Source organism: Furfurilactobacillus curtus, from assembly GCF_045862785.1.
Taxonomy (GTDB): Bacteria; Bacillota; Bacilli; order Lactobacillales; family Lactobacillaceae; genus Furfurilactobacillus; species Furfurilactobacillus curtus.
In genome coordinates this window covers 21,142-46,352 of the sequence record NZ_BQXO01000007.1, presented here as the reverse complement: position 1 = coordinate 46,352, position 25,211 = coordinate 21,142, and the positions used below count along the sequence as shown (strand labels likewise).

The following is a 25,211-nucleotide window of genomic DNA, read 5'->3' as shown; positions in this document are numbered from 1 at the left end:
AACCATTGCTGATTTCACCTCATGGTATAATTTCTGCATGCCATTAGAGGGGGAAATTAACATGTGGATCACGGATTATAAACGATTTTGGCAGCATGCGTTCAAATTCTCAGGGACTACAAGTCGTGGTGAATTTTGGCGCGTTTTTTTGATTAACTTAGCAATTGAACTCTTATTACAGATTCCCCAAAATATACGTGCCTTTGATTATAAGCAACATCCGACCGCTCGTATTGGGACCGGCAACCCTCACCTTAACCACTGGCTATTTGCTGGCGGTGATAACAGCGTGATTACAAATGCTTTTTTAGGGATAGCACTCTTATTCTTACTCGTAACACTTATCCCTAAGTTAGCCTTAACCATTCGACGTTTCCACGACTTTAATTGGTCCGCCGGCTGGCCAATTGCTTTTTGGACTAGTCGCTTTCTAATCACAAGTGTCATCATCTTTAAGCTCATTCAGGTAATTGAACACATTAAGCAAAAGCAGATGACCGCAGCCACTTATAATATGATGACAATTTTGATCGCAGCTAGCGTTTTTCTCCTAGTTCAATTAATCGAACTAATTTTATTAGCTAAACGGGGCAAACAGCCAAACCGCTTTACAACAAGTTCCACTAACCCACAAAATTGACAAACTTAAACACAAAAAGTTAGGACCAGCGCAAAATCTGAATTCTATTTTCAAGTTAAATAATCAAAACGACGAGTCTGGGACAAAACTAAAATATGAATTTAATTTCCAACCTAAACAGCCAAAAAGCGGGACATAAGTCAAGTGATTCCACCTAAAAGCAAACTGCAGACAATGAATAAACCATTATCATTCGTAGTTCGACCTTAGTGCTCCTCACTTACCGACTTGTGTCCCGCTCTCCGTCCTATCATTTCTAAGCTTGATTTTCCATTGGTTGCTTGATGTTCAAGGTCATCGCGTTAATTGCCACGATTACCGTGCTTAACGACATTAAAATCGCCCCAACCATCGGATCAAGCATAAAACCAAGTGGCGCAAGAATTCCAGCGGCTAAAGGAATCGCTAAAATATTGTATCCAGCGCCCCACCAAAGGTTTTGGGTCATCTTGCCAGTCGTCTTGCGGGCCAGCTCCAAAAATTCCACGACATCATGTGGATCGCTCCTGACTAAAACAACATCAGCTGAATCAATCGCAACGTCGGTTCCTGAACCGATCGCAATGCCGACTTCTGCTCGTGCCAAGCTTGGCGCATCGTTGACACCGTCGCCAATCATCATCACTGCGCCACGTTGCTGGTATTCACGAACATATTTTTCTTTATCTTCAGGCAATAATTGGGCATGTAGCTCTTCAATCCCCAATTGAGCCGCAACTTTGGCGGCAGTTTGCTGATTGTCACCAGTCAACATTACTGGGGTAATATTCTGTTGTTTCAAAGTTGCAATTAGTTCTTGAGCGGCCGGCTTTAATTCATCACCCTGCGCCACATAGCCTGCCAATTGGCCATTGATGGTTAAATAGCTAACTGAATTACCCGCACTCGCTAACGAATCAAATTGCTGTTGATCGAAGGTGATCTGTTGTTTCGTTAAATAGGCCGCCGAAACAAGCTGGATCGACTGACCTTGCCAAGTGCCTGACAAACCAGCACCAGTGATCTGGGTCACATCATTAATAGTAGCCGGTGTCACATTCTGGGCTTTTGCCGCACGTAAAATGCCCACCGCCAATGGATGGCTAGAGCCGGACTCCAAGCCAGCTAACAGCGCTAAAACCTGATCTTCAGATCGCTGATCATCATAACTCCCGACAGCATTAACTTTAAAATCGCCTTCAGTTAAGGTTCCGGTCTTATCCATTAGCGCAAACTTTAGGGTCTTGACCCGCTCGAGGGCATCTCGATTGCGAATCAACAGGCCATTACGGGCAGCGATAGATGTACTCCGGGCAACTACCAACGGAATCGCTAACCCCAAGGCGTGCGGACAAGCGATCACTAAAACTGTCACGGCTACTGATAATGCCAATGGCAAATTACCAACAACTAACCAAGTAACAAAGGCTACAATGGCCACAGATAACGCCGCATAAAAGAGGGTCCCCGCCACGCGATCGGCCATATTTTCTTGTTGCGACTTCGACTGTTGAGCATTCGTCACTAAATTAGCCACTTGCGCTAAATATCCCGAAGCACCCGTACCAGTGACACGCATTTCAAATGTCCCATCCCCATTGATGGCACCACCGATCACTGAATCATCAGCTTGTTTCGTCACTTGTTTGGATTCACCAGTTACCATCGCCTCATTAACTGACGTACTCCCCTTGATCAAAACACCATCAGCCGGAATTTGTTCACCAGCCCTAACTGAAACTTGATCTCCCTCGACTAAGTCAGCAACCTTGACGTCTTGTAATTGCCCATCAACCACTTTATGGGCAACATCGGGAAGTAATTTAGCCAGCGAATCGACTGCTGAGCCAGCATTCATCACAGCATTCATTTCAATACGATGACCAAGCAACATAATCACAATTAACGTGGCTAGTTCCCAAAAGAAATTTGTGACCATTGGACGAACGTGAAAGAGATCGTTGGCAATGACGGCATAAATACTGTAGATGTAGGCCACCGAAATCCCCATTGCAATCAACGACATCATCGCTGGTTTGCGCTCTTTTAACTCTGCCTTAGCGCCAGAGAAAAACGGCGATCCTCCGTAAATGAAAAGAATCGTTCCAATAATCGCAACGAGCCAATCACTCCCCCAAAAGGTGACTTGAAAAGGCAGTTTAAGGCCCATCATTGGCGTCATCACAATAATTGGCAATGTAAGTACTAAAGAAATCCAGAACTTACGGCGCAAATTGCCCATGTGCATCATACCGTGGTCGCCCATGGGCATGTCCATCTGGTCGTCCATATTATGGTGATCCATCGACATGTCCATTCCTGACATTTCATGGTCTTTCGGCATTTTATCCATTGTGTTCCTCCCGTTTACATATGTAATCAATAACCAGAGTTTACATTTGTAAACGACTGGTGTCAAGCCAACTGCCTGTTTTTTTATTCCTAGCGACGATGCGCGTCATATACAGTGGTAGATAACTCGGGATGAAGCACACTAAAAACACCGTCGGTAAACATTACCCACGGTGTCTCACTGACTTTTTACATTTATGGTTGGCAACCATCAGGTAGACAGTTACATGCAACTTCTGACGGAGCATCAACCGCCTTCGTTGCCAACAACTGTTGTAACTGGGCAATATCCGTGCGGCTTAAGGTCAAGTCGTCAACCAAACTTGCTAAAGTCGCGCCCACTTTCATCTCACACAAATGGCCAAACAACGCGTGCGTCGCTGTATCCATCGCCGCCTGTTCAGTGACCAATGGTGTATAAACAAAAGCTTGATTTGCCTTGGTAGTCGCCAAGGCGCCTTTTTTAACTAATCTGCCTAATAACGTTTTCACAGTGGCCGACTTCCAACCCATTTTATCAGCTAAGATAGTTGAAATTTGCCGACTTGTTGATTCGCCTAACGTCCAAACAATTCGCATGACTTCCCATTCTGCATCGCTAATTTCTAGTTGTACAGTTGCTTCCATGACCAAGACAACCTCCTCACCAGTGCATTTAATAACGCTTAGTTTACACTTGTAATCACAAATTATCAATCCACATGTTGACTACGTTAAGGCTCAAATTGGTCATCTTGATGGTGAAAATGTTTCATTGTATTTTCAGATAAATGAGTTTTATTTACTGCAATTCCTCGTTATACTGGCTGCAAGTCTTTGGAAAAAGGAAGGGTATGCTGATGGATAATCAATTTGCACAACGCGCGACAATTGGATCTGAAGGCCGGCTAGCCCAGCTATTTGGTGGTCAATTAGGCAATCAAGGAATTAAATTTTCAGCTGGGAATCCAGATCCTAATTCATTTCCCACCGATCGGATGGGGACTGCGATTAACTCAGTTTTACATCAAACAGGCAATCAATTATTTGAATACCAGACTGTTGTGGGGCCCAATTCACTACGTACTCAGCTTGCAAAGCGAATGGAAAAAACGGCTGATATCGCCACAAGTGCCGACCAAATCTTATTAACGGCCGGTGGGCAACAAGCATTGGATTTGGTAGGCAAACTTTTGCTTAATCCTGGCGATGAAGTTGCCGTCGAGGCGCCGACCTACGTTGGTGCACTGGCTGCTTTTGATCAATACGAACCAACTTATTACGATATCGAATTAGCTGATGATGGTCTCGATATCGATCAGTTAGAACGTACATTACGCCAACATCCTCACATAAAGTTGCTTTATACCGTCCCTGACTTTCACAATCCTACTGGCATCACGATGAGCATTGATAAACGTCAACGTTTAGTCCAGTTAGCTGACCAATACGATTTTTATATCTTAGAAGATACCCCTTACCGCGATTTAAGCTATGTAGGCTCCCCATTACCAGCCATTAAGTCATTTGACCGGGCCGGTCGCGTCATCTTTATCAGTAGCTTTTCAAAGATTTTGATGCCTGGCTTGCGCCTTGGTTGGGTTACTGCTAGTCCCACCATCGTTAATAAATTACGCCAATTAAAAGAGACCAATGATCTTGAGTCACCTGCGCTGATGTTGGCCGCCGTTGACGAATTTATGAAAACCAACGATTTAGACCACCATATCGCAACCCTATTACCGAGTTACCACCAACGCTTAACCACGATGATCGACGCCCTTGATGAAATGATGCCAAAATCCGTCCACTTTACTCGACCTACAGGCGGCTTCTTCATCTGGGTCACTTTGCCCACAGGATTCAATGCAGCCGATATTCTTGATCAAGTCGTTATTCCTCAAGCGCAGGTTAGTTACGTCCCTGGACGCGTCTTTTATGCACATCAAAACGTAACGAATACCTTCCGCCTTAATTTCTCTGGCGTAGAACCCACTGAAATTATAACCGGCGTTACTCGCTTGACTAATGTTTTGATACCGTTATTATCTCAGCCCACGACTTTTAAAGCCGCTGCTCCCGTAAAGTCAACTGTTCAAAATCATCACTAATCGGCTCAAAATATCTCACTTACCCATGCTTGCATACCCTTCCACCTTAATTAGCCCTTGATAGAAACACGCTTGGCTCTCGATTGGCTTAGTTGTTATTTCCTACCAAATGGGCTATAAATAAGTTCATACTTAAATCTAAATTGATGGGTGGATAGACATGACACCAATGAAGGAAGACTACCTAAAAATGATTTTTGAATTAGGTGGGGTTTCTGAAAAAGTTTCAAATAAACAGCTCTCTTTGAGCTTAGACATTGCAGCCGCTTCAGTCACAGAAATGATCAATAAGCTCGTCGAAGAAAAACTCGTCTCACATACGCCATACGCTGGTATTTCCTTAACTGCCACAGGCCGTCGGGCAGCTGAAGAATTAGTTCGCAAACACCGCTTATGGGAGTGCTTTCTCTTTGATAAATTAAATTATTCGCTGGCCAACGTGCATCAAGAAGCGGAAAAGCTTGAACACAGTTCCAGCGATCAAATGATCGACCAACTCGATGTCTTTTTAGACCATCCAGCACATTGTCCGCACGGCGGGGCAATTCCTGATCGCGAGGGTCATTATGATGAGGGTAGTCGTGTTGCCTTAGCCGCGATTGCGGATGGTCAGCGGGTCAAATTATCGCGTTTTGTCGATAATCATGACCTTCTTGAATATCTTGAAAGCCTGAATTTTGCCGTCGATCAGGACTATGTCGTCACAAATCATGCGCCATTTGAAGGACCAATAACTGTTCAAACGGACGCTGGTCGCACGATTGATGTTAGCTTTAAAGCAGCTAATAATATTTTTGTTGACGACTTATCGGCTTCATAAATTTACATCAGCTCGCTGGTCCTCCTTGGGTCAACAAACGCTTCGCCTAAAACTATTTTTAGACTAAGGATCGATTGAAAACAGCCACTTCCTAACTGCGGGAAGTGGCTGTTTTCAATCGAGCTAACCAAGCCTGAGGTCTGTGCTTTGCCAACCTTGTTCCTTACACTTAACCTAGTGCCGCCAGTCCGTTAGAAACCTAAATTGGCTAATCAAAACAATTCGTTAATTGTTAACAATGTCATGAGAATTAACCCAGCCGACTTGAGTAAGGGCTTTCATTCGTCTATTATGGAATTGTAATTAGACAGTTTTACCTGTTTTAAATCATAAGATTGTGGGGATAACAAGATGGCAACAAAAAAAATGATTCTTGACCTTGATACTGGGGTTGATGACGCGTTGGCATTAGCCTACGCCATAGCTGCACCAGAAGTTGATCTCATTGGGATCGTTTCATCCTATGGAAACGTGCTCGTTGACAAATCAGCAGAAAACTCATTGAACTTACTTGAGTTACTCGGTGCCACGGATGTACCCGTCTTCTTGGGCGAATCACACTCTAGTACAACTGATCATTTTGATGTTATGGAAATCAGTCAAAAAATTCATGGTGTCAATGGAATTGGTGAAGTTGAAATTCCAGCGGCTAAACGCCCAGTTGAAAGTGGTAGTGGCGTTGACTTTATTATTGATGCTGCTCACAAATACGGCGATGACTTAATTCTCGTACCTACTGGCCCACAAACCAATCTAGATGCTGCCATCCAAAAAGATCCTGAAGTTGCCAAGCTGATTGGCAATATGACATTTATGGGCGGTGCTTTAACCGTTCCTGGTAACGTAACCGCCTTTACCGAAGCCAACATTAATCAAGATCCTGCCGCTGCGGATCGGGTTTTCCGTTCACCATTGCGCGCAACGATGGTTGGTTTGGACGTCACGTTACGAACGCTACTCACTAAGAAAGAAACACAGCAGTGGCGTGATTTAAACACTGTCGCCGGTGAAAAATTTGCCGACATCACTGACTACTATATCGATGCTTATTATGACTTAGACATCGACAAAAACGGTTGTGCCATTCACGATCCACTCGCGGTTGGCATTTCCATTGACGACTCTTATGCCAAGCTCATTGACCTCAACATGAAAGTTACCCACGACGATGAGGCTAACCCAGCTGACATCGGCCGGACCATCGGTGACACAGCTCGGTTGAACGATCCGACGACCAACATGCGTGTCGCGGTTGACGTGGACAAAGCGCGTTATCTTGCCCACTTTATGGATCTGCTGACAAACTTGTTCGCTAAGCACTAAACACAGCTAATAATCTCTAAAACAAACACCTTGCTGATAAAAACGGCGGGGTGTTTTTATTGAAGCCAATGTTAGTTTCTACCACAAATCATTGATCAATTCCACGACAATGACTGACGAACAAAAAACTTTGTCACATGAACGGTCCCTAGCGTAGAATGTATACAAAACTTAGGCAACTGTTTAGGGGAAGGTGTCATCATGCAACATCGAATCGTTAACGCGCTTAGTTACCTCAGCATTTTATTCTTACCAGTTATCTTTCCACTCATTGTGTGGATTGTTGGCGCGGGTCAACGAGACATCGCCCATCATGCCGCACACGCATTTTGGAGCCAACTAATCCCAGCCATTTTTGCCTTTATGTTATTCTTTTTCATCGCCGTTTACGGATTAACAACCGGTGCTACCGCTGGTCTGGGTTGGCTAACCCTGTTGTTCATTGGTGTCCTATGTTTGCTGTCAGTCATCCTATGGTTCTATAACATTGTGATGGGCATCCGGATGCTGGTTGTTTAATCAGCTCGGGATTACAACACATGATAAATGAAATTAAGTGAGGAATCGCTCATGAAAACAGCAACAAAATCAAACACACGTAATTTAGTTTTAGCTGCCTTATTTATTGCCATTGTCTTGGTTCAAGTATTGGTTCCCTTTTTAGGTTACATTCCCCTCGGTTTAACCGCTGTTGGCTTACAAATCGCAATTATCCAATTTACCGTCGCGATTGCTGCCATTATGATGGGGCCTTGGTGGGGTGGCCTCATCGGTGGGGTTTGGGGACTCGCATCACTCATTCAAGCGTGGACACAAGTCTATAATCTAGGCGCGTTTTTATTTCGTAACCCAGTGACCGCGATTGTCCCTCGAATTATGATTGGCATTGTGGTCGGGTATGTTTTTCAAGAGCTCGCTGTTAAACGTCAACATCGCGGATTAGCGCTTACTTTATCAGGATTCTTGGCTTCCTTTACCAATACGGCCTTAGTCGTGTTGTTTTCTTGGATTACGATCGCTGGCTTCGGTTACTACTTCCCAGGTATCCCCCACAGTGGGACTTTTATGTGGATTCTATTATCCTTAGTTGGCGTCAATGGCATCGCTGAGATGATTGCAGGTGTGATTATTGTACCGATTGTTGGTAGTGCTATCTTGGCTGTACGCCGATCGCGAGACTAGCGCTTAACACCCGTGATGGCTCACACTTTGCTGTAAACGCGTTTGCCAGGCCTGAGCCCTGCACACAACCGGCAACCACTACCGGGTGAAACCCACCCGTCCGTGATTTTCAGTTGTTGCTCGGGCTCAAAACGGCCCGGCTCACGCTCTGATCTGTTCTTCTATTGCTTTTTTTCAAATTTTCCTTTACGCTTAGGTTGCTTCACAAATAATAACTGGGGTGCCATTTGGCTGAGATAAAACCCATTGAACCTGATCCGGTTAATACCGGCGAAGGGAGTTACGTAATCCGAATTCGGATTATTTGTCTTATTGACATTTACGACCTCTCACTCAGGCTCGACACTGGTGAGAGGTTTTTTTGTCCTCACTGTGACGGGCACATTGATTGCAATGGTCGCCCCTAATGGAGGTTTTTCTATGCAACAAACAAGTCGTTCTAATAGTTGGCATCTGCGAGATGTGATCCTGATTACCATCATCGCCATTTTTATGGGGATTATTTTCTTTGTTACCGGCTTTTTATACAACGGCCTAACTGCACTGCTAACACCCTTTGGCTTAGCACCATTTGCCAATGATGCCATTCTAGGAATTTGGACGATGGCCGGTCCACTAGCTGCTTTTATGTTACAAAAAATGGGAGCGGCCACAATTGGTGAAATTTTGGCGGCTGCCGTTGAAGCAATCATCGGTGGTCAATGGGGGCCAAGTACGTTGATTTCTGGTTTTGTCCAAGGAATCGGCTCCGAATTAGGCTTCACGTTTACTTTATATCGACGCTACGACATGTTCAGCTTAACATTGTCCGCCTTGACCACGGCGCTCGTTACCTTCACTTGGGATTTGTTCCGTTCGGGATACAATCAGTATCATCTTTGGATGATTATCGCATTGTTCATCACCCGGTTTATCTCGATGTGGGTGTTTGGCGCGTTGCTAGTTTCGGCTGTCACTCACCTGCTTGACCGCTCACAATTGTTGAATCGTAGTCGTCACTAATCCTAAATCAATCTAAGGTGTAATCTTAATGACAATGATTGAGCTGTCTCACCTGACTTTTAAATACGATGAAATGGATCCGCTAATTCTTGATGATCAGTCATTGATCATTGATGCGGGAACCTTCAATTTATTAACGGGTCCTTCTGGAACTGGCAAATCAACCCTCCTCAAGCTCATTGCTGGTTTATATCCAAGTTTCACTGGTATTCAAACATCTGGCACGGTAACCGTCAATCAGCAAGCCATTGCCGAGATGATTCCCGCCAAACGCGCACAACTCGTCTCGATGATGTTTCAAAATCCCAGTGAACAGTTCGCTATGCAAACACCACGTGAAGAACTTATCTTTACCTTGGAGAACTTACAAGTGCCCGTAACTGACATTCCGAGTCGAGTAAAAACGGCACTTGAATTCGCTGGCGTTACTGCCTTCGCTGACCGTCAATTTACAACCCTTTCTGGTGGGGAACAGCAAAAGGTATCTTTGGCAGTCATTGTCGCACTTAATGCACAAGTCATTTTATTGGATGAACCATTCGCAAATGTTGATCCAGCTGCACGGCGCTTTTTATTGGCACAATTAACCAAGCTTGTTGACCAGCATGGTAAAACCATTCTCATCGCGGATCACGATTTATCTGATTACCAAGCGCGGATCAATCAATTGTTTATTCTCGATCCGGAAAAACGGCGCGTCCACCTTGCTGATGACGCCGAAGCAATGGCACGCTTTGCTGACTTTGACCAGCATCAACATCAGCAACAACCTCTATTATTGCCAGATTCCGCCACGCTTGAACCAGTATTTAAATTACACAATTTTTCTGTCGGGCATCAAAGTCCCTTGATCATTCAAGAGTCGCTCGACCTTTTCGCTAATCAGTTGACGGTCATTACCGGTGCTAACGGAACTGGCAAGTCGACCCTTTTTAACGCCCTCGTTCGTTTGCAAAACTATCACGGTTCACTCACTTGGCAAGATCAACAAGTAAGCAAGCAACGACGCGCACGTTATGCTAAACAGGTTGCCCTAGTCTTTCAACAGGCCACCAGCCAATTCCTAAATATTACTGTGGCCGAAGAACTTGCCATGAGCCATCGCCAACAAGTCAGTTCGGCTTGGACAACCACGCGAACAACTACAGCCCTTGAGCAACTTAACTTAGCCGGTCGCGGCGATCAAGTCGTTTATTCACTCAGCGAAGGCCAAAAGAAAAAGCTCCAAATTTTATCCATGCTGATTATGGGTACCCCTACGCTGCTGCTGGATGAACCGCTCACTGGTTTAGACCTGATTTCGGAACAAACCGTGTTGAAATTATTACAGGAAGCGGTTCATCAAGACGGCCGCACCGTCCTCATGATTACCCATCAGCTGACCAATGTAGCTGCCTTTGCTGATCTTCATCTTAATCTCGACCAACAACACCTAACTTATGAGGCTTCATTATGAATCCAACGCTATTATTAGCTTTAGTCCTCATCGTCGGTGTTGAAATTTCGTTCACCGCGGTAATATGGGCTAATGTCATCATTATTTTGATTTCAATTTTGACTATGCTATGGCAACGAGCTCCTGTGTTAGCTTACGTTCGCTTAGCACTAGTCCCATTAATTCCCGCCGTTGGTATCTGGTTTTCAATTCGTTACTTTTCAACTACCCAAAGCGTCCACTTTGCTTGGGTCATGTCCAGCCGGATTTACGCCTACGCCTTTTTAGGCGGGCTATTTAACTTTTCCACCAGTACTTCAGCGACGTTAGCCTCATTAGAACAAAATGCTCATATTCCGACGACCTTTGTCTACGGAATGCTCGGTGCCTTTAACTTTGTTCCTAAAATTCGCAGCGAGGTTAGCATCATCCGATCTAGCGCACAAATGCGCGGCATCACGTTGCACTTCTGGTCGCCACAACTATTATTTAAAGCAATCGTTGCCGCCTTAAATTGGTCTGAAAATCTAGCCGAGGCTATGACTTCCCATGGATTTTCTGAAAATGCCCCGCGAACCCATCTGACAATCATGAGCACCCCCTGGTGGAACTATCTTGTTGGCGGCATCGCACTAATTGGGCTACAGCTTTTACTATTTAGCGGCTTGGCCTAATATCCCGTTTCATTAAAAAATCGCTGACGCGCACAAAATTGGCTGCGCTCAGCGATTTTTTATTGACGAAAAAACAAGATTGTTATCATCTTATGAGTTTTAGAGCTATGCTTCATTTATCAAGCTACATCAGCCCAAGTCTTTGATAAACAAAGTTTTTTTGGAGACCATCGAATGAACGAAGATAAAAAAATACGCGCACTTCAAGATGTTAATCAATTACTGAATGATTTCTATCAAAGTCTCCCTCTCGACCAAATCGCCTTACAGCAGATCGTCTCAGTTACCTATAAAACCATCAACGAACCGGACAAGCTTGCCCAACAATATCGACAGGTGCCTGAGGCAATCGCAAGGATGAACAAAGCGTTTGAGCGGATTGCCCTTTTGAAACAGTATCATTTCACCAAACAACAAGCTCAAATTCTTGCCGAGTTAAACAACCAGGTCAGACAGGCATTTCAATATGGTTGGATCGGCCTAATTGACATGCCAATTTGGTTTCAATAGTTCATTAATCATCATATGGAGGTTCCAATGCAAAGAAGTTATTAATCTTCCCACCGGCAAGCCAATCAGTGATCGTCAACTAAATAGAAAGTAACCGTCGATGATATTTAATCGTAATGAGAAATCTTTCTATCAAAAATAAAGCCGCATGATTCGCTTTAACGAGTACCAGTTGTGATCATTCATTAAAGAGTCTGGGACAAAACTATAATCTAAATAGCCCAAACACGGGACATAAGTCAAGTGACTCCGCCTAAAAGCGAACTGCCAACGATGAATAACCATCATCATTCTCAGTTCGCTTTTAGTGCTCATCACTTACCGACTTATGTCCCGCTCTCTTTTTCAGTTCTGTTCAATTAATTGCTTATTGAATTGGTTTACCCCCTGCATGCATTGTGATAACCTCGCGGACCGTATTATCGGCTTTTAATAAACCGGCTAATGTTGCCACAACATCAGCTAATGGCTTGTGTTCGTGTACACCAACGATCACGGTATGAACTTCATTAACTAATTGTTTCGCTAATATTTGACCGGCTCGGCCACGCCACCAATAATAAAAAATTTCATTAGCTTTTCTCCTCAATTTCTTGGGTTGTCTTAAAGTATGGCACTAGGGCAACTGGAATGCTCAGCGAAAATTGACGAACTAATGCTTCTGGATCCGTCTTCATCCCCGATTGGACCCACTCATAAACGACGTTATTGACTGCATAAATATAGAATTTTCCGGCGAAGCGAACCGTCTCAGGTACTTGCCGAAAGTTTGCGTCTAAGTACCGATTAATGGCCGCTAATGAGGTCTGACAATAGAGCCGTTTGAACATGTACTCATTTTGATTACTTAGCAGATCATTGAAAAAATTCGGATGGGCTTTAATCTGCGCTAAAACGGCCCGATTGGCAGTGTCCAATGAACGATCATTAATTAACTGGTCATAGCTATCAAATAGTAGCATGGCCAAACTTGCCTCAATTAGCGCGTACTTGTCATTAAAATAGTAATAGTAGGTCTCTCGCTGGAGCTTCATATCACGCATCAACCGAGCAATAGAAATCTTTTGCACGGACATGGAGGTTGTCAAATTCAAGAAGGTTTCAATAATCCGTCGTTTTGTATTTTCAACCATGGTTCACCTTTCGTCACCATACATTTGCCTGTAAGTGTATGTTTCTATTCTAATTATTCTTCGGTATTCTCTCTCCAGAACGTCAAATGGTACGTTTGATAATCACGTCTTTCGGAGGAAAATTATGACAAATCCAATTCTTGATCCTCTGACTCTAGCAAACGGAGTCACCCTTAGCAACCGAGTCATGATGGCCCCCATGTGTGATCGTTCCGCAGACACTCATGGGCGAGTCACTGATGCTCAAGTCAATTACATGAAAGCACGATCCAACGTTGCCGGAATCTTAGTTACCGGTTATGCAGCCGTGAGTGCCGCTGGTCTGGTGGAACCTGGTCAATTAAGCGTCGCAACCGATGATACGATTCTTGGTCTCAAACGTTACGCAGCAGCAATGAATCATCATCATAACAAAGCAATCTTACAACTTAGCCATGGTGGACGGGAAAGTAAAGTCTCACAGGCTAACGGGCTGACCGTTTACGCGCCAAGTGCACGCGACTTTCCGTGGTTAGCTTATCCTGTTGCTAAAATGACAGAATCCGATATCCAACAGGTTGTGAATGACTTTGCGACTGCGACTAAACGCGCAATGGCGGCTGGATTTGACGGTGTTGAAATTCATAATTGCAACCATGATTTATTACAACAGTTCTTTTCTAGTTATTCCAATCGCCGTACTGATGCTTGGGGTGGATCACTAAATAAACGTGCTGCACTGCCGCTGGCTGTATTACAAGCTGTCGCAGACACGATCAAACAAGCTCATCGACCGGATTTTATTTTAGGTCTGCGTATTAGCCCAGAAGAGATTCATGGTCAAACAGTCGGTTACACGATTGACGACATGTTGACGCAGATTAAAGCGGCCAAAAAAATTGGCTTTGACTATCTTAATGTCTCTTTAACGGGTGCCCAATATAACTATGAGGCTGTACCAGCTAACCACACTGCCACGTTCGCCCAACTCTTGCGTCAAGCGCTATCACAGTCAATTCCCGTCTTTATCGGTTCACAAATTCACACGGCTGCGGATGGTCGCCGAGCTCGCCAGCTCGCCGATGGTTTTTACATTGCGCGAGCAGCTTTAATTGATCCGCAATTTACACCCAAAATTGCTGCTGGAAAAGAAGCGAATATCGTCACCACAATGGCCAATCAACGGATTTTAAATGTCCAACTTCCCCAACCGCTAATCGCAACTTATCTGGATCCAAATGGCTATGGTGGCGCAATCCCTTTACCTGGCTTAACGCCAACTGCTGGATAGACGAAAGGAGGATAGTCCATTATGGAATTTCACGATGTCGTGTATCAGCGCCGATCAATTCGCACTTTTAAAGATACCCCCCTCGATTCAACCGTCTTGGAGCAACTTGTAACAGATGCCACACGCGCCCCATCTTGGGCGAATTCCCAGCCCTGGCACATCACTATCGTCACCGGTGCTACGCTCAAGCGCATCAAAAAACGTCACTACGAGCGCGCTGTCGCTGGACGTGGTGGCACAGCCGATTTAAGCGTCGCCCACCGTAACGATTTTGCTCGCGAAGCGCAACAAAACATGGAAAATTGGAATCAACAAGTTAATGAAACCCTTAATAAGGATCCGCAGGGAATCGCGACCTTTTCACAAGCTCAAGCCACGCTTTTCAATGCAGCTGCTATCGTTTATCTAACCGTTCCTCAAAATGCAACAGGATGGTCCTTATACGACCTCGGTGCTGTCGGCCAAACGCTAGCGTTAAGCGCAACAGACCATGGAATTGGTTCAATTCCTGCCTATGAACTTGTGCGTTATCCAGATATCGTTCGACAGGAAACAAATCTGCAAGCAACGCAACTACTGGCCATGGGCATTGCGCTTGGTATTCCAACTGATTCACCAATTAATACGCTTTATACAACCAGAATGCCACTGACTAACAGCCTGACCCTGCTGCATTAGTAGTCCTAAGTGCCTCATGACTTTTTTCAAAGATGCCCCCTTAAGAATTAATTCCACTAAAATAGAGCGTTCCTAATCCTTGTCTGACTTAGGCAAGGATTAGGAACGCTTTTATTCGTTATCTAGGAGTCAAGTTGACATCATTTAATGTACCGGTCTAAAAACTTTGTTATCCGAACTTGGTAAACATGCGGATTTTTGCTAAATGATGCAGCATGGCCCGCGCCTTTAACTACCCACAATTGCTTCGGTTCGTTGGCGGCATGATATAACGTGTAGACCATCTTCGTTGGCACAAATTTATCTTTCGAACCATGAATAAACATGATTGGTCGTCGATTATGAGCCACAGCCTTCACTGCACTAGCCTCACGATAATTATAGCCAGCTCGCAACTGACTGATTGCACTCACAACTGGCACTAATGGCCATGAAGGTAGATTATACATGGCTTTGGCTTGGTAGTTAATCTCATCTTCGACCGTCGTATAGCCACAATCTTCGACATAAGCCTTAACCTGTTTGGGCACATCATGTTCGCCACTAACCATCATGGTTGTGGCCCCACCCATTGAGACACCAAACATCACGATCTGACTATTTTGACCATTTTTGTTCACCACCATTTTTAACCAACGCAAATAATCTTTGCGGTCCAGCCAGCCATATCCGATGTATTTGCCCTGTGATTGGCCCGCAGCTCGATCATCTGGGATCAGGACGTTGTAGCCCATACGATGAAACATCGTCCCGTAAGCGGACATTTTTTCTTTGTCACCACCAAACCCATGTGCAATGACCACGGTCTTATTGGTCGCTTTTGTAGCTGGCAAATAATTGGCAACTAGTTTGAGATGATCTGGTGTCGTCTGGCGCCAAGTCTGTTTAGGCTGTTCTTTAAACCATTTATCTTGTTCATATAACGGGTCACTTCGTTTCAAGGCCCCATTATGAATAAAGGCTTTATGACTGCGAACTTCTGCTACCTGAAAAAAATAATTGCCTGCGCCAATTAGACCCACGACCAGCAGGATAACAACTACAACCAGACTGATCCACAGTCCACGATGGTGTCGTCTAACCTTAGTAGATGAATGTTTCATGCGATGTTTTGTCAAAACTGTTAACCCCCTAACCCAGTTTTCACACTGTAACACTTACTTCAAATCGAGACAAGTTAGTCGGCCACAGACTAATAGAATGCAACCGCCTACAATTAAGGCGTTCGTGTATCGTTAGGACTGGTATAATAACGGTAATATCAGCCTTGATGGAGGGATTAAGATGAAATATCAACAAACTTGGGATCTAGAAAGCATTTTCCCGGGTGGCTATGATTCGCCAGCCGCCAACGACCGCTTATCAGCATTGGCAAAGCAAATTAACGCCTTAACGATTTCGCAAGCAGAACTAGATTTGGTTGAAGACGCCCCAGCTTTTACGGGACTACAGGCTTACCTAACCGCTCGCAATGCCATCGCTGATGGTTTAAAGGAGTTGGATGTTTTCTGGTCAGCTCATCTTTCAGCGGACTTTAATAATCCCGCCATTCCACCCAAATTGGCTCAATTGACGACGGTTAAAACCAACTTTGACGACCTCGAAGTTAAATTTGGCAAACAACTGGCCGATTTGAGCGAAGACGATTTTAAACAATTATTGAGCCAATCGGATTTTGAGGAAATCAGCTTCAATCTGAGTGAAATTCGCCAACAAGGCCCTCGAACAGCTGGATCCAGCCACCGAGAGCATGATCAACAAATTGTCCATCGATGGTTTTTCCGGTTGGAGCCATCATTATGACACCATCGCTGGTAAAATCGAGGTTCCCTATCAAAACGCTGATGGTCACACTACAACATTGTCAGCTGGGCAAGCACTAAATCAGCTCACTGGCGCACCACAGAATGCCACTCGTGATCATCTGATGCCTGCCTATGAAGAGGCTTGGGGAGCCCAAGAAAGCATCGTTGGCGATACTTTGAACCACTTAGCGGGCTTTCGTTTACAAAATTATCAACTTCATCATGTTGACGATTTTTTAAAGCGACCGCTCGAACTCAGTCGAATGAGTCGTCGGACATTAAGCACCATGTGGAATGTCGTTGAAGCCAATAAAGACATGTTTATCCCCTACATGGATCGCAAAGCTGCTTTGCTGGGCAAAGATCATTATGACTGGCAAGATCAAACGGCGCCAATTATGGTCGACGGTTATCACAGTCAAAGCCTAAGTTACGACGACGCTGCTGATTTTATTGTCACTAACTTTAACAAGTTTAGTCCAAAAATGGCGGCCTTAGCTCAACGCGCCTTTGACCACGCCTGGATTGAAGTAGAAGATCGCCCAGGCAAACAACCTGGTGGCTACATGGTTGAACTGCCAGAACGCCAAGAATCAAGAATCCTCATGACTTATACCGGCACGCCTGATGATGCGGCGACCATCGCCCATGAGTTAGGCCACGCTTTTCACTATGATATGGTCAAGGACTTACCCGAGATGCGGCGCGACTATGCGATGAATGTGGCAGAAACTGCGTCCACATTTGCCGAATTAATTGTCGCGGACGCCAACGTTAACGCGGCCACCTCTGTCGGCGAACAAATTAATCTGCTTGATGCGAAAATGACGAATCCTGTAGCGATGTTCATGAATATTCGTGCACGCTACTTATTTGAAACAAACTTTTACAAAGAACGACAACAGGGTCTTGTCACACCTGCTCGATTAAACGAATTGATGCTGGCCGCTCAAAAATGGGCCTTTTCAAACCACTTGGGCACCTATCATCCCCATTTTTGGGCTAGCAAATTGCACTTTTATATTGACGATATCCCCTTTTATAATTTTCCTTATACATTTGGCTATCTATTCAGCCTAGGCATCTATGCCAAAGCGCAAGCCGACGGGGGTGACTTCGAGGAGCGTTACATTGCCTTACTGCGTGACACAGCAAATATGTCAACGGAAGCGCTCGCTAAAAAGCACTTAGACGTGGACTTAACTCAACCAGGCTTCTGGCAAAACGGCGCCAATTTAGTCCGAAAAGATATTAATCGCTTTATCGAGCTATCTGATCCCTTCGTCAAATAACTGGGAGGTTTTCATGACAGTCACGACCTTTTCCTTTCCTTCAACTGATCGGCGCCATGAATTAGAAGCACGTCGCTGGACACCCGATAATGTCGTGGACATTGTCGGTACCGTACAAATCGTCCACGGAATGGCTGAACATATCGATCGTTACGCAGAATTTGCCGAGTTTTTGGCTGCTCATGGCTGGGTAGTTGCTGGTGATAATCATTTAGGACACGGTCATTCCGTCGGCCAGACCCCTTTGGGCTACTTTGGCAAGCATCAAGCTATTGAACACTTAATCGATGACGAATTCACACTGACCAAACAGCTACGTCATGAGTATCCCGGCATCCCCCACATCATTATTGGGCATTCGATGGGCGCTATGATGACACAATTATATCTCACACATTATGGTGCTTGGGTTGATGCCGCTGTCATTATCGGTTCAGCTGCTTACCATCCGGCGTTGGCAATCGTTCGTCCAGTAGTCGCAATCTTCAACTTTTTTGCACCACGTCACCCGAATCATATGTTAGACAACCTAGCATTTGGTGGTTATGCCAAACGTTTTCCAGAATCCTCACCTTTTCAATGGTTATCGGCTAATCCACAAAATGTGCAGCGCTATAACGAAGATCCGTTGTCAGGTTTCACCTTTACCAACAATGGTTTTTCCATCTTATTTCGAATGGCCACGCTCTCTACCCATCATCATTGGTTTAACGGTATCCCATTAACGTTGCCCATCTTATTTACCAGCGGACAAGAAGATCCTGTAGGCGGCTTTAGTATTGGGCCGCGCCAGCACGTTAAACACCTCATTAACGCTGGCCATCGAAACGTCAGCTTGAAAATTTGGCCGGGCATGCGTCATGAAATTTTAAATGAGGATGACCGGCAGCTCGTCTATCAAGCCATTTTAACGTGGCTCGAACAAAATGCCATTACAGAAAGAAAGTGATCCCATGTTTCCTGATCGTTTGCGAGCTTTACGTCGCGGCCGCAATATCACCCTTGATCAACTAGCAGATGCATTAAATCAACATCTAGCACCTAATGAACGACCAAATACGGCTTCGCAGCTCGGTAACTGGGAACGCGGTGTGCGCACACCCACTTACATTGAAGTCCGTAAGTTATCTGAATATTTGGATGTCTCATTGGACTATTTAACAGGTAAGGCCGAGCAAGATGAGTATGATCTCGGTCGCTTGTTTTTATCCGGCAAACGGCTGACCTTTAATGGCGAAGCCTTGAGCAGTCAAAATCGTTATGATATTTATCAATTGATTGAAGGATTCATGCATGGTCGCCAAACCCGGCAACGTGACGTTCCCATCGACCATCAAGAAGAGCTTGATCTCGGTTATGATGAACCTTGAAGGAGTTTGTAAATGAATCCAAAACAACGTAAGAAGTTAAAACGCCAATTTCCACACGTCAGGCAACCTCACCTAGCCCCGCGATCAAACTCCGATTACATCACCAAAATGCAGGCCTTTCGCGAGCAGTTTACTGATTATAGTGCGGCCGTCTTTCTCATTAACCAAGTCCTAGAAGCTGATCGCTTACTGGCAGCTGGGTTATTGCCCCAACCATTACCACCGTTACTGTTGCCCGATAATTATCAAGATACGATCTACCAAACCCTCTTAGCTAAGTATCCACTAGGTGATCCAATCGGCGACCAAAAATGGGCAACACTCTCCGCGGCCTTGCCGAAATTAGACCATCAATTACGCGACTTTCGTGATTATTTAGAAGCGACGTATGGTATGTGGGCTTATATTTCTGCGCCCTTCACTAATGATTTGAGCAACTATCTCAAAGGTGTTCCCACGCTAGAACTCATGGCTGGTAATGGTTATATTTCTAAAGGATTGCGCGATCACGACGCCAATCAAACTTTATACGTCACTGATTCCACTGCTTGGACTAACGAAAATGAAACAGGCAGGCATCCAGTCATCGAAGTTGAACCACTGGATGCTTTAGCAGCAATCGCCAAGTATGGTACGAATGTGGACGCGATTATTATGAGCTGGTCACCAGATGGTCAAGAGATCGACTGGCAAGTTCTGCAAGCTGTTCGCCAGCTTCCAAATGCGCCTCAATTGATCGTCATCGGTGAAAAAGGGGGCGCCACTGGCTCAACAGCATTTTGGCAACACGCAAAATTAACTGAAAATGCTGACTTAAACCGACATTTTCATGACTTCGATCTGATTAAGGACCGGGTGTACATCGTAAAGTGAGGCTAAACTAAATGAAACAAGAACTCCGTGACGCACTTGGCTTTCTTGGAGCTGGCCTAATCCTACTCGGCTTTGGTCTATGGGCTAAACAACTGGCAACCAGTGCTTTTGGCACGGTTCTTGCCCTAATTGGTTGTTATAATCTATTTCAATATTTTCAACGCTAATCACCACGAAACAGACATTAGTAGATGCCCGGCCCCCACGCTTCAAAGACTGCGTGGGTTCTGAGCGTTTTTTACATACAATGTTTGGTTCTGCTCAAAAAGTCATCGCCAAATAACGAATGATCATGCTATACTATCAAGTAATCGTTCTTAATTATTTGGAGGGGTCCAGATGCAAACAATTTTAAAAAGACGGCCAACACTTGGCTGGCAGATTCTCATTGGTTTAGCAATCGGAATTATTCTCGGGGTTATTTTTTATAAGCAAGCCCCTGCAATTAGTGCTTTTCAGCACATTGGCGCCCTATTCATCGGTCTAATTCAAATGATTGTGCTACCGTTAGTCATTTCTTGTCTGACCGTCGGCGTAGCAAACATTGGGGATATTCAAAAGCTGGGCCGCATTGGTGGTAAAACACTCTTATACTTCTTTACAATGACGTTGATTGCCATCGGCTTTGGTCTATTGGCCGGCAACCTCTTCCATTTTGGCCACCTAATCGATATCAAGGCCATTCCTAAGACAGACATTTCTTCAATGATCAATACCGCTCATCAACAAGAAGGCCATGGCGCTTGGGCGGTAATTTCCAACATCATCCCCAGTAACTTTTTCAAAGCCTTGTCGACGAACAATATGATTGCAGTGGTGTTCTTTTGCGTCTTTTTCGGTGTTGGCACAGCAGCGATTGGGGAAAAGGGGCGGATTATCGTTGATTTACTTCGTGCCATTTCCGAAGTAATGTTTAAAATTACAGACTGGATCATGCAGCTATCCCCCATCGGTGCCGGTGCTTTGATGGCTGCTACTGTTGCTCAATTGGGGCTTGGTGTCCTCCAACCGCTCGGTCTATTCATTGCCTTAGCGTATATGACCATGATCTTATTCGTTCTCATCGCGCTTAACCTCGTCGCACGATTGTTCGGCTTTAACTTGTTGGAAATTTTGCGAGTCTTCAAGGAAGAATTGATTCTCGCCTTTTCCACAGCAAGTTCAGAAGCTGTCATACCTAAGACGATGGCTAAGTTGCAACATTATGGTGCTAGCAACTCAGTGACCTCATTTGTCATTCCAATCGGATACACTTTCAACCTCGATGGTTCTGCCATTTACCAAACATTAGCCGCGTTATTTTTGGCTGATGTATATCACATTCCCCTTTCATTCACCCAGCAGTTACTCTTAGTCCTACTACTGATGGTGACCAGTAAAGGGATGGCGGGGGTACCAGGTGCTTCCTTCATCGTACTGATTGCCACCATTTCATCCATTGGCGTCCCTGTTGAGGGATTGGCCGTCATTGCCGGTATTGACCGGCTTGTTGATATGGGGCGGACCACCGTTAACGTGATCGGTAATTCAGTGGCCACGTTGGTGATTGGAAAAGCTGAAAAGCAATTCGATCCTGCGCAACATGCGGCTTACATTAAGAACATGGCGGACGCTTAGTTTTCATCATCTAAAATCCAGCCAATTAAAAGAACGCTCACCTTGCATCGACAGCAGGTGAGCGTTCTATTTAGTTGACTGGACAAATTAGGCGGCAGTCAAATTGGGAACCGGAAAGTAGACCAAGTTGAACGTAGCAGGCGACGACTCAGTAAGTGGCCGGAATTCTAATCGTTTAACCTGATCCTAACCTAGGTTTTCAACCCATTAAGCGCTAACATGATCCTGTGCTATTCGTGTAACTCAATCGGCTGACCATCCGGATCTTGAATAAACGTCATTGCTTTACCCGTGAACTCATCATGCCGAATCGGTTCCGCCTTGACACCAAGTTCAGCTAGTTCAATCACTGTTTGAGCCACATCGTTGACTTGAAAGGCGATGTGCCGTAATCCCAATGCCTCTGGATAGCTTAGCCGGGACGGACTATTTGGGCGGACAAACAGCTCGATTTGCACGTTGCCAGCCACTAACATCATCACTGTGTCATGCTTGACTGGCCGATCATACTCGCTGACCAGTTGAAACCCCAATTTGGTCATATAAAAATCCTTGGCTTTTGCGTAGTTTGAAACCACAATCGCGATATGATGCAATGTTCCCAGCTCCATAGCTCGACCCCCTAAGTGATCGCTCAACTTTATTTTACAAGGTTAAGCAACTATTAATCATTAGCATTAGTGTATCATAACTACTGGGCCTTTTAAGGCTGTAACTTTAAGCAACAAAGTTCCCGCGATCAAAAAAGTCCCTCACTTTTCAGTGAGAGACATGTTTGGCGTGTTCAGTAATTACCCTCCTGAACTTAAGGGGTTCTTCAATGAAGAAGAACTGAGATGTTAGTACCCAATAGTAGTCGGTGGGCAGACCGCCGTGTTCCACAACACAAACGATCAAGCACTCCAAAATGCGTTGGAAAAACGTGCCCCTAACTTCGATAGCCACTAGTCTCCGCAGAGAAACGACAAAATGCCGCCTGGCTGATCTCGACTCATCGCATAGAAAAAGTTTAACACGGCTAAATTAAAAGTGCAAATAAGAGAAAATTATCGTACTAAAAGTCCGCTTGGGCTTCGAGCTTTAAACGGCAAATCGGTCTACATAGGTGAACGATCAGCAAATCACTGAGTCAGACGACAAACAGACGGCGGTGTTTGACTTGTTTAATAAGCTTAAGGACACTGGTGATCACGGTCGGACAAGATCATGTCTTTCTTCGAAATATAAGTGAATTAATCGCAAAGTAAACCATGCTGAACGTAGCACCTGAATGCCGTGGCGTTCAGGTTCGTCGACCAGGGAACAACATTGTAAAAGTCTAATCTGGCACTAGTATAAGATTCCAACTGCTGAAAATTAACGTCTTTCCACCACTCACATTGCTCGACACCCATCAAAAATGTCGGTATGATAAACGCATGACTAATTTTATTGCTTCAACAAAACTTGCCTGGGTATTAGATTTTGTCTTTCATCCATTAAATTATCTGGTTCCATGGACGAACCACTTTAACTACTGGGGATACGTCGTCTTATTTGGGGTCCTTTTTCTAGAAAGTGCCTACTTATTATTTTCATTTTTACCAGCCCAATCATTACTATTCGTCGCTGGCGCCATTTCTGCCAATCATAGCTCGGTACTAAGTATTTATATCCTGCTTGTCGGCTTTATTACGGTTACGCTAGTCGGTTCGATCATCAAATTTCGGGCCGGTTTAAAATTAAATGATAAAACAAACACTCATCGTAAAAAAGAGGCCGCCGCAGGTAAATCGCCCTCCAAAGCAATGCATCGCCTGTCTCAATCCGAAGCATACTTTAAACGCTATGGCGGTAGCTTCTTAATCATCGCCCGGTTTATTCCTATCATCGGGCTGTTCATGCCACTAATTGCCGGAGAGACCAACATGGACCGTAAGCAATTCCACCTATTTAACACCATTGGCGTCAGTTGTTGGATCCTTGTGGCAACATTGGCTGGCTTTTTCTTCGGTAAAACTCAATTTGTTAAAAACTACTTCACATTTATTTGTATCGGGATTGCATTGTTACCAATTATCATTCACGAAGCGGTTCGCTTTATTCGTGAATGGACAGATGCCTTCGCTGAAGATTAATAACATTATTATCAATTAAGCCTGTAAAAAAAAATAATCACGATCCGCATTTTTGAGGATCGTGATTATTTTTGTGCAACTATATCACCCTAGTTTGTTTCGGCCTGGGCTATTTTATTTTAGTCCGTCTGTTCTTCATCGTCAGCTTCTGCAATCGTCAGTCGTTCCACTTGTTCTCGTAGCCAATCGATTACTTTTTCTGTAACTGACTCGTTATCATCTAAGAACGCTTGCACTGAACTTGCCATGTCAATCCGCATTTTAGACACGTTAATCGCTGGAGAATCAAAGATCATGTACACATTTACTGGTAACACCGCGTCCGCATCCAGCATTTTATCAATTTCATTCACGTAGGCAAATGGCAAATTAATCACCGAACTTTCCAGACGAACATTGATTTCAACATCGTGAAATCCTGTAACATCAACGCGAGCTTGGAATAGCTTACCAGCCTGTAGCTGCTTTAAAGCAAAATCAAAGCTCGCTTGCATCACTTCTGTCGGCGTATCATTTAACTGTGCGAACGTAGCCGTATCAGCGTATGCCGCATATGTCTCATCTTTAATTGCGGTTAAAAAATCGGCAACTTGTATATCCATTATTTATGCCCCTTTTGCGATTGTTGTTTCTTGGCAGCTTCTTTAGCCACCCAGATACGGTTATTTTCTTCGTAGTTCCGGCGAAAACGTGCTCCGGCCACAAAGGCTTCAAAGTTCGTCACCAAGCCAATTACCGCGAATAAATCAATCACCACATTAATAAACACGACTCCATGTCCACTGAATGTCTTCACGACTGCTAGCAAGAGTACCGCTGAAAAAATCAACAAAACAAAGGCCTGTGGATAAACTGAAAAACGCCAATTAAAGGTAAACATCAACACCGGAATGGCCACTAGCACAAGCATCAATACCTCGTTAGCCAAAAACGCGGGCCAATGACTACTAGCGCTACCGCCAAAGCCAAAGGATACCCCCGCGTTTACAATCGTATAAAAGATCCACCCGGCAATCGTCAAACTAACAACTCGAACATCTCTCATCTAG

The 25,211-nt window shown here is 44.6% G+C and carries 26 protein-coding genes, 1 pseudogene and 1 riboswitch; of the genes and pseudogenes, 19 read left to right on the top strand and 8 right to left on the bottom strand.

Annotated features, from left to right (window positions below; all coding sequences use genetic code 11):
* The first annotated feature begins 61 nt into the window (after positions 1-61).
* Positions 62-640, top strand: coding sequence for a DUF805 domain-containing protein (locus ACKTR2_RS09495; protein ID WP_407884823.1), 579 nt, complete (start codon positions 62-64; stop codon positions 638-640).
* A 256-nt stretch (positions 641-896) separates the two neighbouring features.
* Here the strand turns inward: ACKTR2_RS09495 and ACKTR2_RS09490 are convergent, their stop codons facing one another.
* The gene (locus ACKTR2_RS09490; protein WP_407884900.1) at positions 897-2,945 is read right to left on the bottom strand and encodes a heavy metal translocating P-type ATPase; all 2,049 of its coding nucleotides are present in this window, start codon (positions 2,943-2,945) and stop codon (positions 897-899) included.
* Between the two features lie 221 nt (positions 2,946-3,166).
* Positions 3,167-3,598 (bottom strand): CopY/TcrY family copper transport repressor, encoded by a 432-nt coding sequence (locus tag ACKTR2_RS09485; RefSeq protein WP_407884821.1) that lies wholly within the window; start codon positions 3,596-3,598, stop codon positions 3,167-3,169.
* Positions 3,599-3,810: 212 nt separating this feature from the next.
* On the opposite strand from ACKTR2_RS09485, the gene ACKTR2_RS09480 reads away from it, so the two are divergent.
* The 9 genes from ACKTR2_RS09480 (at position 3,811) to ACKTR2_RS09440 (ending at position 12,007) form a co-directional block, all read left to right on the top strand.
* Entirely contained in the window at positions 3,811-5,061 is a 1,251-nt protein-coding gene (locus ACKTR2_RS09480) for an aminotransferase-like domain-containing protein (RefSeq protein ID WP_407884819.1), read from the top strand.
* Between the two features lie 160 nt (positions 5,062-5,221).
* Positions 5,222-5,881: a metal-dependent transcriptional regulator gene (locus tag ACKTR2_RS09475; RefSeq protein ID WP_407884817.1), complete on the top strand. Its 660-nt coding sequence runs from the start codon at positions 5,222-5,224 to the stop codon at positions 5,879-5,881.
* 351 nt (positions 5,882-6,232) lie between these two features.
* Entirely contained in the window at positions 6,233-7,204 is a 972-nt protein-coding gene (locus ACKTR2_RS09470; protein ID WP_407884815.1) for a nucleoside hydrolase, read from the top strand.
* 201 nt (positions 7,205-7,405) lie between these two features.
* The gene (locus tag ACKTR2_RS09465; RefSeq protein ID WP_407884813.1) at positions 7,406-7,723 is read left to right on the top strand and encodes a hypothetical protein; all 318 of its coding nucleotides are present in this window, start codon (positions 7,406-7,408) and stop codon (positions 7,721-7,723) included.
* Between the two features lie 51 nt (positions 7,724-7,774).
* Positions 7,775-8,386 (top strand): ECF transporter S component, encoded by a 612-nt coding sequence (locus tag ACKTR2_RS09460; RefSeq protein WP_407884811.1) that lies wholly within the window; start codon positions 7,775-7,777, stop codon positions 8,384-8,386.
* A gap of 206 nt (positions 8,387-8,592) precedes the next feature.
* Positions 8,593-8,682, top strand: a riboswitch (TPP riboswitch).
* Positions 8,683-8,806: 124 nt separating this feature from the next.
* Positions 8,807-9,388: an ECF transporter S component gene (locus tag ACKTR2_RS09455; protein WP_407884809.1), complete on the top strand. Its 582-nt coding sequence runs from the start codon at positions 8,807-8,809 to the stop codon at positions 9,386-9,388.
* 28 nt (positions 9,389-9,416) lie between these two features.
* On the top strand, positions 9,417-10,844 hold the full coding sequence (locus tag ACKTR2_RS09450) for an ATP-binding cassette domain-containing protein (RefSeq protein ID WP_407884807.1): 1,428 nt from the start codon (positions 9,417-9,419) through the stop codon (positions 10,842-10,844).
* A complete protein-coding gene (locus ACKTR2_RS09445; protein ID WP_407884805.1) occupies positions 10,841-11,497 on the top strand; it encodes an energy-coupling factor transporter transmembrane component T family protein in 657 nt (218 codons plus the stop codon). The genes ACKTR2_RS09450 and ACKTR2_RS09445 overlap by 4 nt, the downstream gene beginning before the upstream one ends.
* A gap of 174 nt (positions 11,498-11,671) precedes the next feature.
* Positions 11,672-12,007, top strand: coding sequence for a hypothetical protein (locus tag ACKTR2_RS09440; protein ID WP_407884803.1), 336 nt, complete (start codon positions 11,672-11,674; stop codon positions 12,005-12,007).
* A gap of 367 nt (positions 12,008-12,374) precedes the next feature.
* Here ACKTR2_RS09440 and ACKTR2_RS09435 read toward each other — a convergent pair whose 3' ends face one another.
* The gene (locus ACKTR2_RS09435) at positions 12,375-12,596 is read right to left on the bottom strand and encodes a hypothetical protein (RefSeq protein ID WP_407884802.1); all 222 of its coding nucleotides are present in this window, start codon (positions 12,594-12,596) and stop codon (positions 12,375-12,377) included.
* The gene (locus ACKTR2_RS09430; protein WP_407884800.1) at positions 12,580-13,140 is read right to left on the bottom strand and encodes a TetR/AcrR family transcriptional regulator C-terminal domain-containing protein; all 561 of its coding nucleotides are present in this window, start codon (positions 13,138-13,140) and stop codon (positions 12,580-12,582) included. The genes ACKTR2_RS09435 and ACKTR2_RS09430 overlap by 17 nt, the downstream gene beginning before the upstream one ends.
* Positions 13,141-13,264: 124 nt before the next feature.
* On the opposite strand from ACKTR2_RS09430, the gene ACKTR2_RS09425 reads away from it, so the two are divergent.
* Positions 13,265-14,410: an oxidoreductase gene (locus tag ACKTR2_RS09425; protein WP_407884798.1), complete on the top strand. Its 1,146-nt coding sequence runs from the start codon at positions 13,265-13,267 to the stop codon at positions 14,408-14,410.
* 21 nt (positions 14,411-14,431) lie between these two features.
* On the top strand, positions 14,432-15,088 hold the full coding sequence (locus ACKTR2_RS09420; protein WP_407884796.1) for a nitroreductase: 657 nt from the start codon (positions 14,432-14,434) through the stop codon (positions 15,086-15,088).
* Positions 15,089-15,228: 140 nt separating this feature from the next.
* Here ACKTR2_RS09420 and ACKTR2_RS09415 read toward each other — a convergent pair whose 3' ends face one another.
* Positions 15,229-16,191, bottom strand: a complete 963-nt coding sequence (locus tag ACKTR2_RS09415) for an alpha/beta hydrolase (protein ID WP_407884898.1) — start codon at positions 16,189-16,191, stop codon at positions 15,229-15,231.
* Positions 16,192-16,372: 181 nt separating this feature from the next.
* On the opposite strand from ACKTR2_RS09415, the pseudogene ACKTR2_RS09410 reads away from it, so the two are divergent.
* The 6 genes and pseudogenes from ACKTR2_RS09410 to ACKTR2_RS09385 all read left to right on the top strand — a co-directional run bounded on the left by ACKTR2_RS09410 (position 16,373) and on the right by ACKTR2_RS09385 (position 22,045).
* Positions 16,373-18,185, top strand: a pseudogene (locus ACKTR2_RS09410) (M3 family oligoendopeptidase).
* 13 nt (positions 18,186-18,198) lie between these two features.
* Complete coding sequence (locus ACKTR2_RS09405) at positions 18,199-19,134, top strand: alpha/beta fold hydrolase (RefSeq protein ID WP_407884794.1); 936 nt, start codon at positions 18,199-18,201, stop codon at positions 19,132-19,134.
* Positions 19,135-19,138: 4 nt separating this feature from the next.
* Positions 19,139-19,555, top strand: coding sequence for a helix-turn-helix domain-containing protein (locus ACKTR2_RS09400; protein WP_407884896.1), 417 nt, complete (start codon positions 19,139-19,141; stop codon positions 19,553-19,555).
* Between the two features lie 12 nt (positions 19,556-19,567).
* Positions 19,568-20,428 carry an SAM-dependent methyltransferase gene (locus ACKTR2_RS09395; RefSeq protein WP_407884792.1) on the top strand — a complete coding sequence of 287 codons (861 nt, stop codon included), beginning with the start codon at positions 19,568-19,570 and terminating at the stop codon, positions 20,426-20,428.
* A gap of 11 nt (positions 20,429-20,439) precedes the next feature.
* Complete coding sequence (locus ACKTR2_RS09390; RefSeq protein ID WP_407884790.1) at positions 20,440-20,595, top strand: hypothetical protein; 156 nt, start codon at positions 20,440-20,442, stop codon at positions 20,593-20,595.
* Between the two features lie 172 nt (positions 20,596-20,767).
* Complete coding sequence (locus tag ACKTR2_RS09385; RefSeq protein ID WP_407884788.1) at positions 20,768-22,045, top strand: dicarboxylate/amino acid:cation symporter; 1,278 nt, start codon at positions 20,768-20,770, stop codon at positions 22,043-22,045.
* A 230-nt stretch (positions 22,046-22,275) separates the two neighbouring features.
* On the opposite strand, the gene gloA2 is transcribed toward ACKTR2_RS09385, so the two are convergent.
* Positions 22,276-22,656: an SMU1112c/YaeR family gloxylase I-like metalloprotein gene (gloA2, locus tag ACKTR2_RS09380; RefSeq protein WP_407884786.1), complete on the bottom strand. Its 381-nt coding sequence runs from the start codon at positions 22,654-22,656 to the stop codon at positions 22,276-22,278.
* An 807-nt stretch (positions 22,657-23,463) separates the two neighbouring features.
* Here gloA2 and ACKTR2_RS09375 point away from each other — a divergent pair.
* On the top strand, positions 23,464-24,162 hold the full coding sequence (locus tag ACKTR2_RS09375) for a VTT domain-containing protein (protein WP_407884784.1): 699 nt from the start codon (positions 23,464-23,466) through the stop codon (positions 24,160-24,162).
* Between the two features lie 119 nt (positions 24,163-24,281).
* On the opposite strand, the gene ACKTR2_RS09370 is transcribed toward ACKTR2_RS09375, so the two are convergent.
* Together ACKTR2_RS09370 and ACKTR2_RS09365 are read right to left on the bottom strand one after the other, a co-directional pair.
* Positions 24,282-24,764, bottom strand: a complete 483-nt coding sequence (locus tag ACKTR2_RS09370) for a hypothetical protein (RefSeq protein WP_407884783.1) — start codon at positions 24,762-24,764, stop codon at positions 24,282-24,284.
* Positions 24,764-25,207 (bottom strand): hypothetical protein, encoded by a 444-nt coding sequence (locus tag ACKTR2_RS09365; protein WP_407884781.1) that lies wholly within the window; start codon positions 25,205-25,207, stop codon positions 24,764-24,766. The genes ACKTR2_RS09370 and ACKTR2_RS09365 overlap by 1 nt, the downstream gene beginning before the upstream one ends.
* Positions 25,208-25,211: the final 4 nt, after the last annotated feature.

Bases quoted from the DNA above. Each gene is read 5' to 3' on its own strand.
- ACKTR2_RS09495 (WP_407884823.1), top strand. From the start codon at position 62: ATGTGGATCACGGATTATAAACGATTTTGGCAGCATGCGTTCAAATTC.
- ACKTR2_RS09490 (WP_407884900.1), bottom strand. From the start codon at position 2,945: ATGTCAGGAATGGACATGTCGATGGATCACCATAATATGGACGACCAG.
- ACKTR2_RS09485 (WP_407884821.1), bottom strand. From the start codon at position 3,598: ATGGAAGCAACTGTACAACTAGAAATTAGCGATGCAGAATGGGAAGTC.
- ACKTR2_RS09480 (WP_407884819.1), top strand. From the start codon at position 3,811: ATGGATAATCAATTTGCACAACGCGCGACAATTGGATCTGAAGGCCGG.
- ACKTR2_RS09475 (WP_407884817.1), top strand. From the start codon at position 5,222: ATGACACCAATGAAGGAAGACTACCTAAAAATGATTTTTGAATTAGGT.
- ACKTR2_RS09470 (WP_407884815.1), top strand. From the start codon at position 6,233: ATGGCAACAAAAAAAATGATTCTTGACCTTGATACTGGGGTTGATGAC.
- ACKTR2_RS09465 (WP_407884813.1), top strand. From the start codon at position 7,406: ATGCAACATCGAATCGTTAACGCGCTTAGTTACCTCAGCATTTTATTC.
- ACKTR2_RS09460 (WP_407884811.1), top strand. From the start codon at position 7,775: ATGAAAACAGCAACAAAATCAAACACACGTAATTTAGTTTTAGCTGCC.
- ACKTR2_RS09455 (WP_407884809.1), top strand. From the start codon at position 8,807: ATGCAACAAACAAGTCGTTCTAATAGTTGGCATCTGCGAGATGTGATC.
- ACKTR2_RS09450 (WP_407884807.1), top strand. From the start codon at position 9,417: ATGACAATGATTGAGCTGTCTCACCTGACTTTTAAATACGATGAAATG.
- ACKTR2_RS09445 (WP_407884805.1), top strand. From the start codon at position 10,841: ATGAATCCAACGCTATTATTAGCTTTAGTCCTCATCGTCGGTGTTGAA.
- ACKTR2_RS09440 (WP_407884803.1), top strand. From the start codon at position 11,672: ATGAACGAAGATAAAAAAATACGCGCACTTCAAGATGTTAATCAATTA.
- ACKTR2_RS09430 (WP_407884800.1), bottom strand. From the start codon at position 13,140: ATGGTTGAAAATACAAAACGACGGATTATTGAAACCTTCTTGAATTTG.
- ACKTR2_RS09425 (WP_407884798.1), top strand. From the start codon at position 13,265: ATGACAAATCCAATTCTTGATCCTCTGACTCTAGCAAACGGAGTCACC.
- ACKTR2_RS09420 (WP_407884796.1), top strand. From the start codon at position 14,432: ATGGAATTTCACGATGTCGTGTATCAGCGCCGATCAATTCGCACTTTT.
- ACKTR2_RS09415 (WP_407884898.1), bottom strand. From the start codon at position 16,191: ATGAAACATTCATCTACTAAGGTTAGACGACACCATCGTGGACTGTGG.
- ACKTR2_RS09405 (WP_407884794.1), top strand. From the start codon at position 18,199: ATGACAGTCACGACCTTTTCCTTTCCTTCAACTGATCGGCGCCATGAA.
- ACKTR2_RS09400 (WP_407884896.1), top strand. From the start codon at position 19,139: ATGTTTCCTGATCGTTTGCGAGCTTTACGTCGCGGCCGCAATATCACC.
- ACKTR2_RS09395 (WP_407884792.1), top strand. From the start codon at position 19,568: ATGAATCCAAAACAACGTAAGAAGTTAAAACGCCAATTTCCACACGTC.
- ACKTR2_RS09390 (WP_407884790.1), top strand. From the start codon at position 20,440: ATGAAACAAGAACTCCGTGACGCACTTGGCTTTCTTGGAGCTGGCCTA.
- ACKTR2_RS09385 (WP_407884788.1), top strand. From the start codon at position 20,768: ATGCAAACAATTTTAAAAAGACGGCCAACACTTGGCTGGCAGATTCTC.
- gloA2 (WP_407884786.1), bottom strand. From the start codon at position 22,656: ATGGAGCTGGGAACATTGCATCATATCGCGATTGTGGTTTCAAACTAC.
- ACKTR2_RS09375 (WP_407884784.1), top strand. From the start codon at position 23,464: ATGACTAATTTTATTGCTTCAACAAAACTTGCCTGGGTATTAGATTTT.
- ACKTR2_RS09370 (WP_407884783.1), bottom strand. From the start codon at position 24,764: ATGGATATACAAGTTGCCGATTTTTTAACCGCAATTAAAGATGAGACA.
- ACKTR2_RS09365 (WP_407884781.1), bottom strand. From the start codon at position 25,207: ATGAGAGATGTTCGAGTTGTTAGTTTGACGATTGCCGGGTGGATCTTT.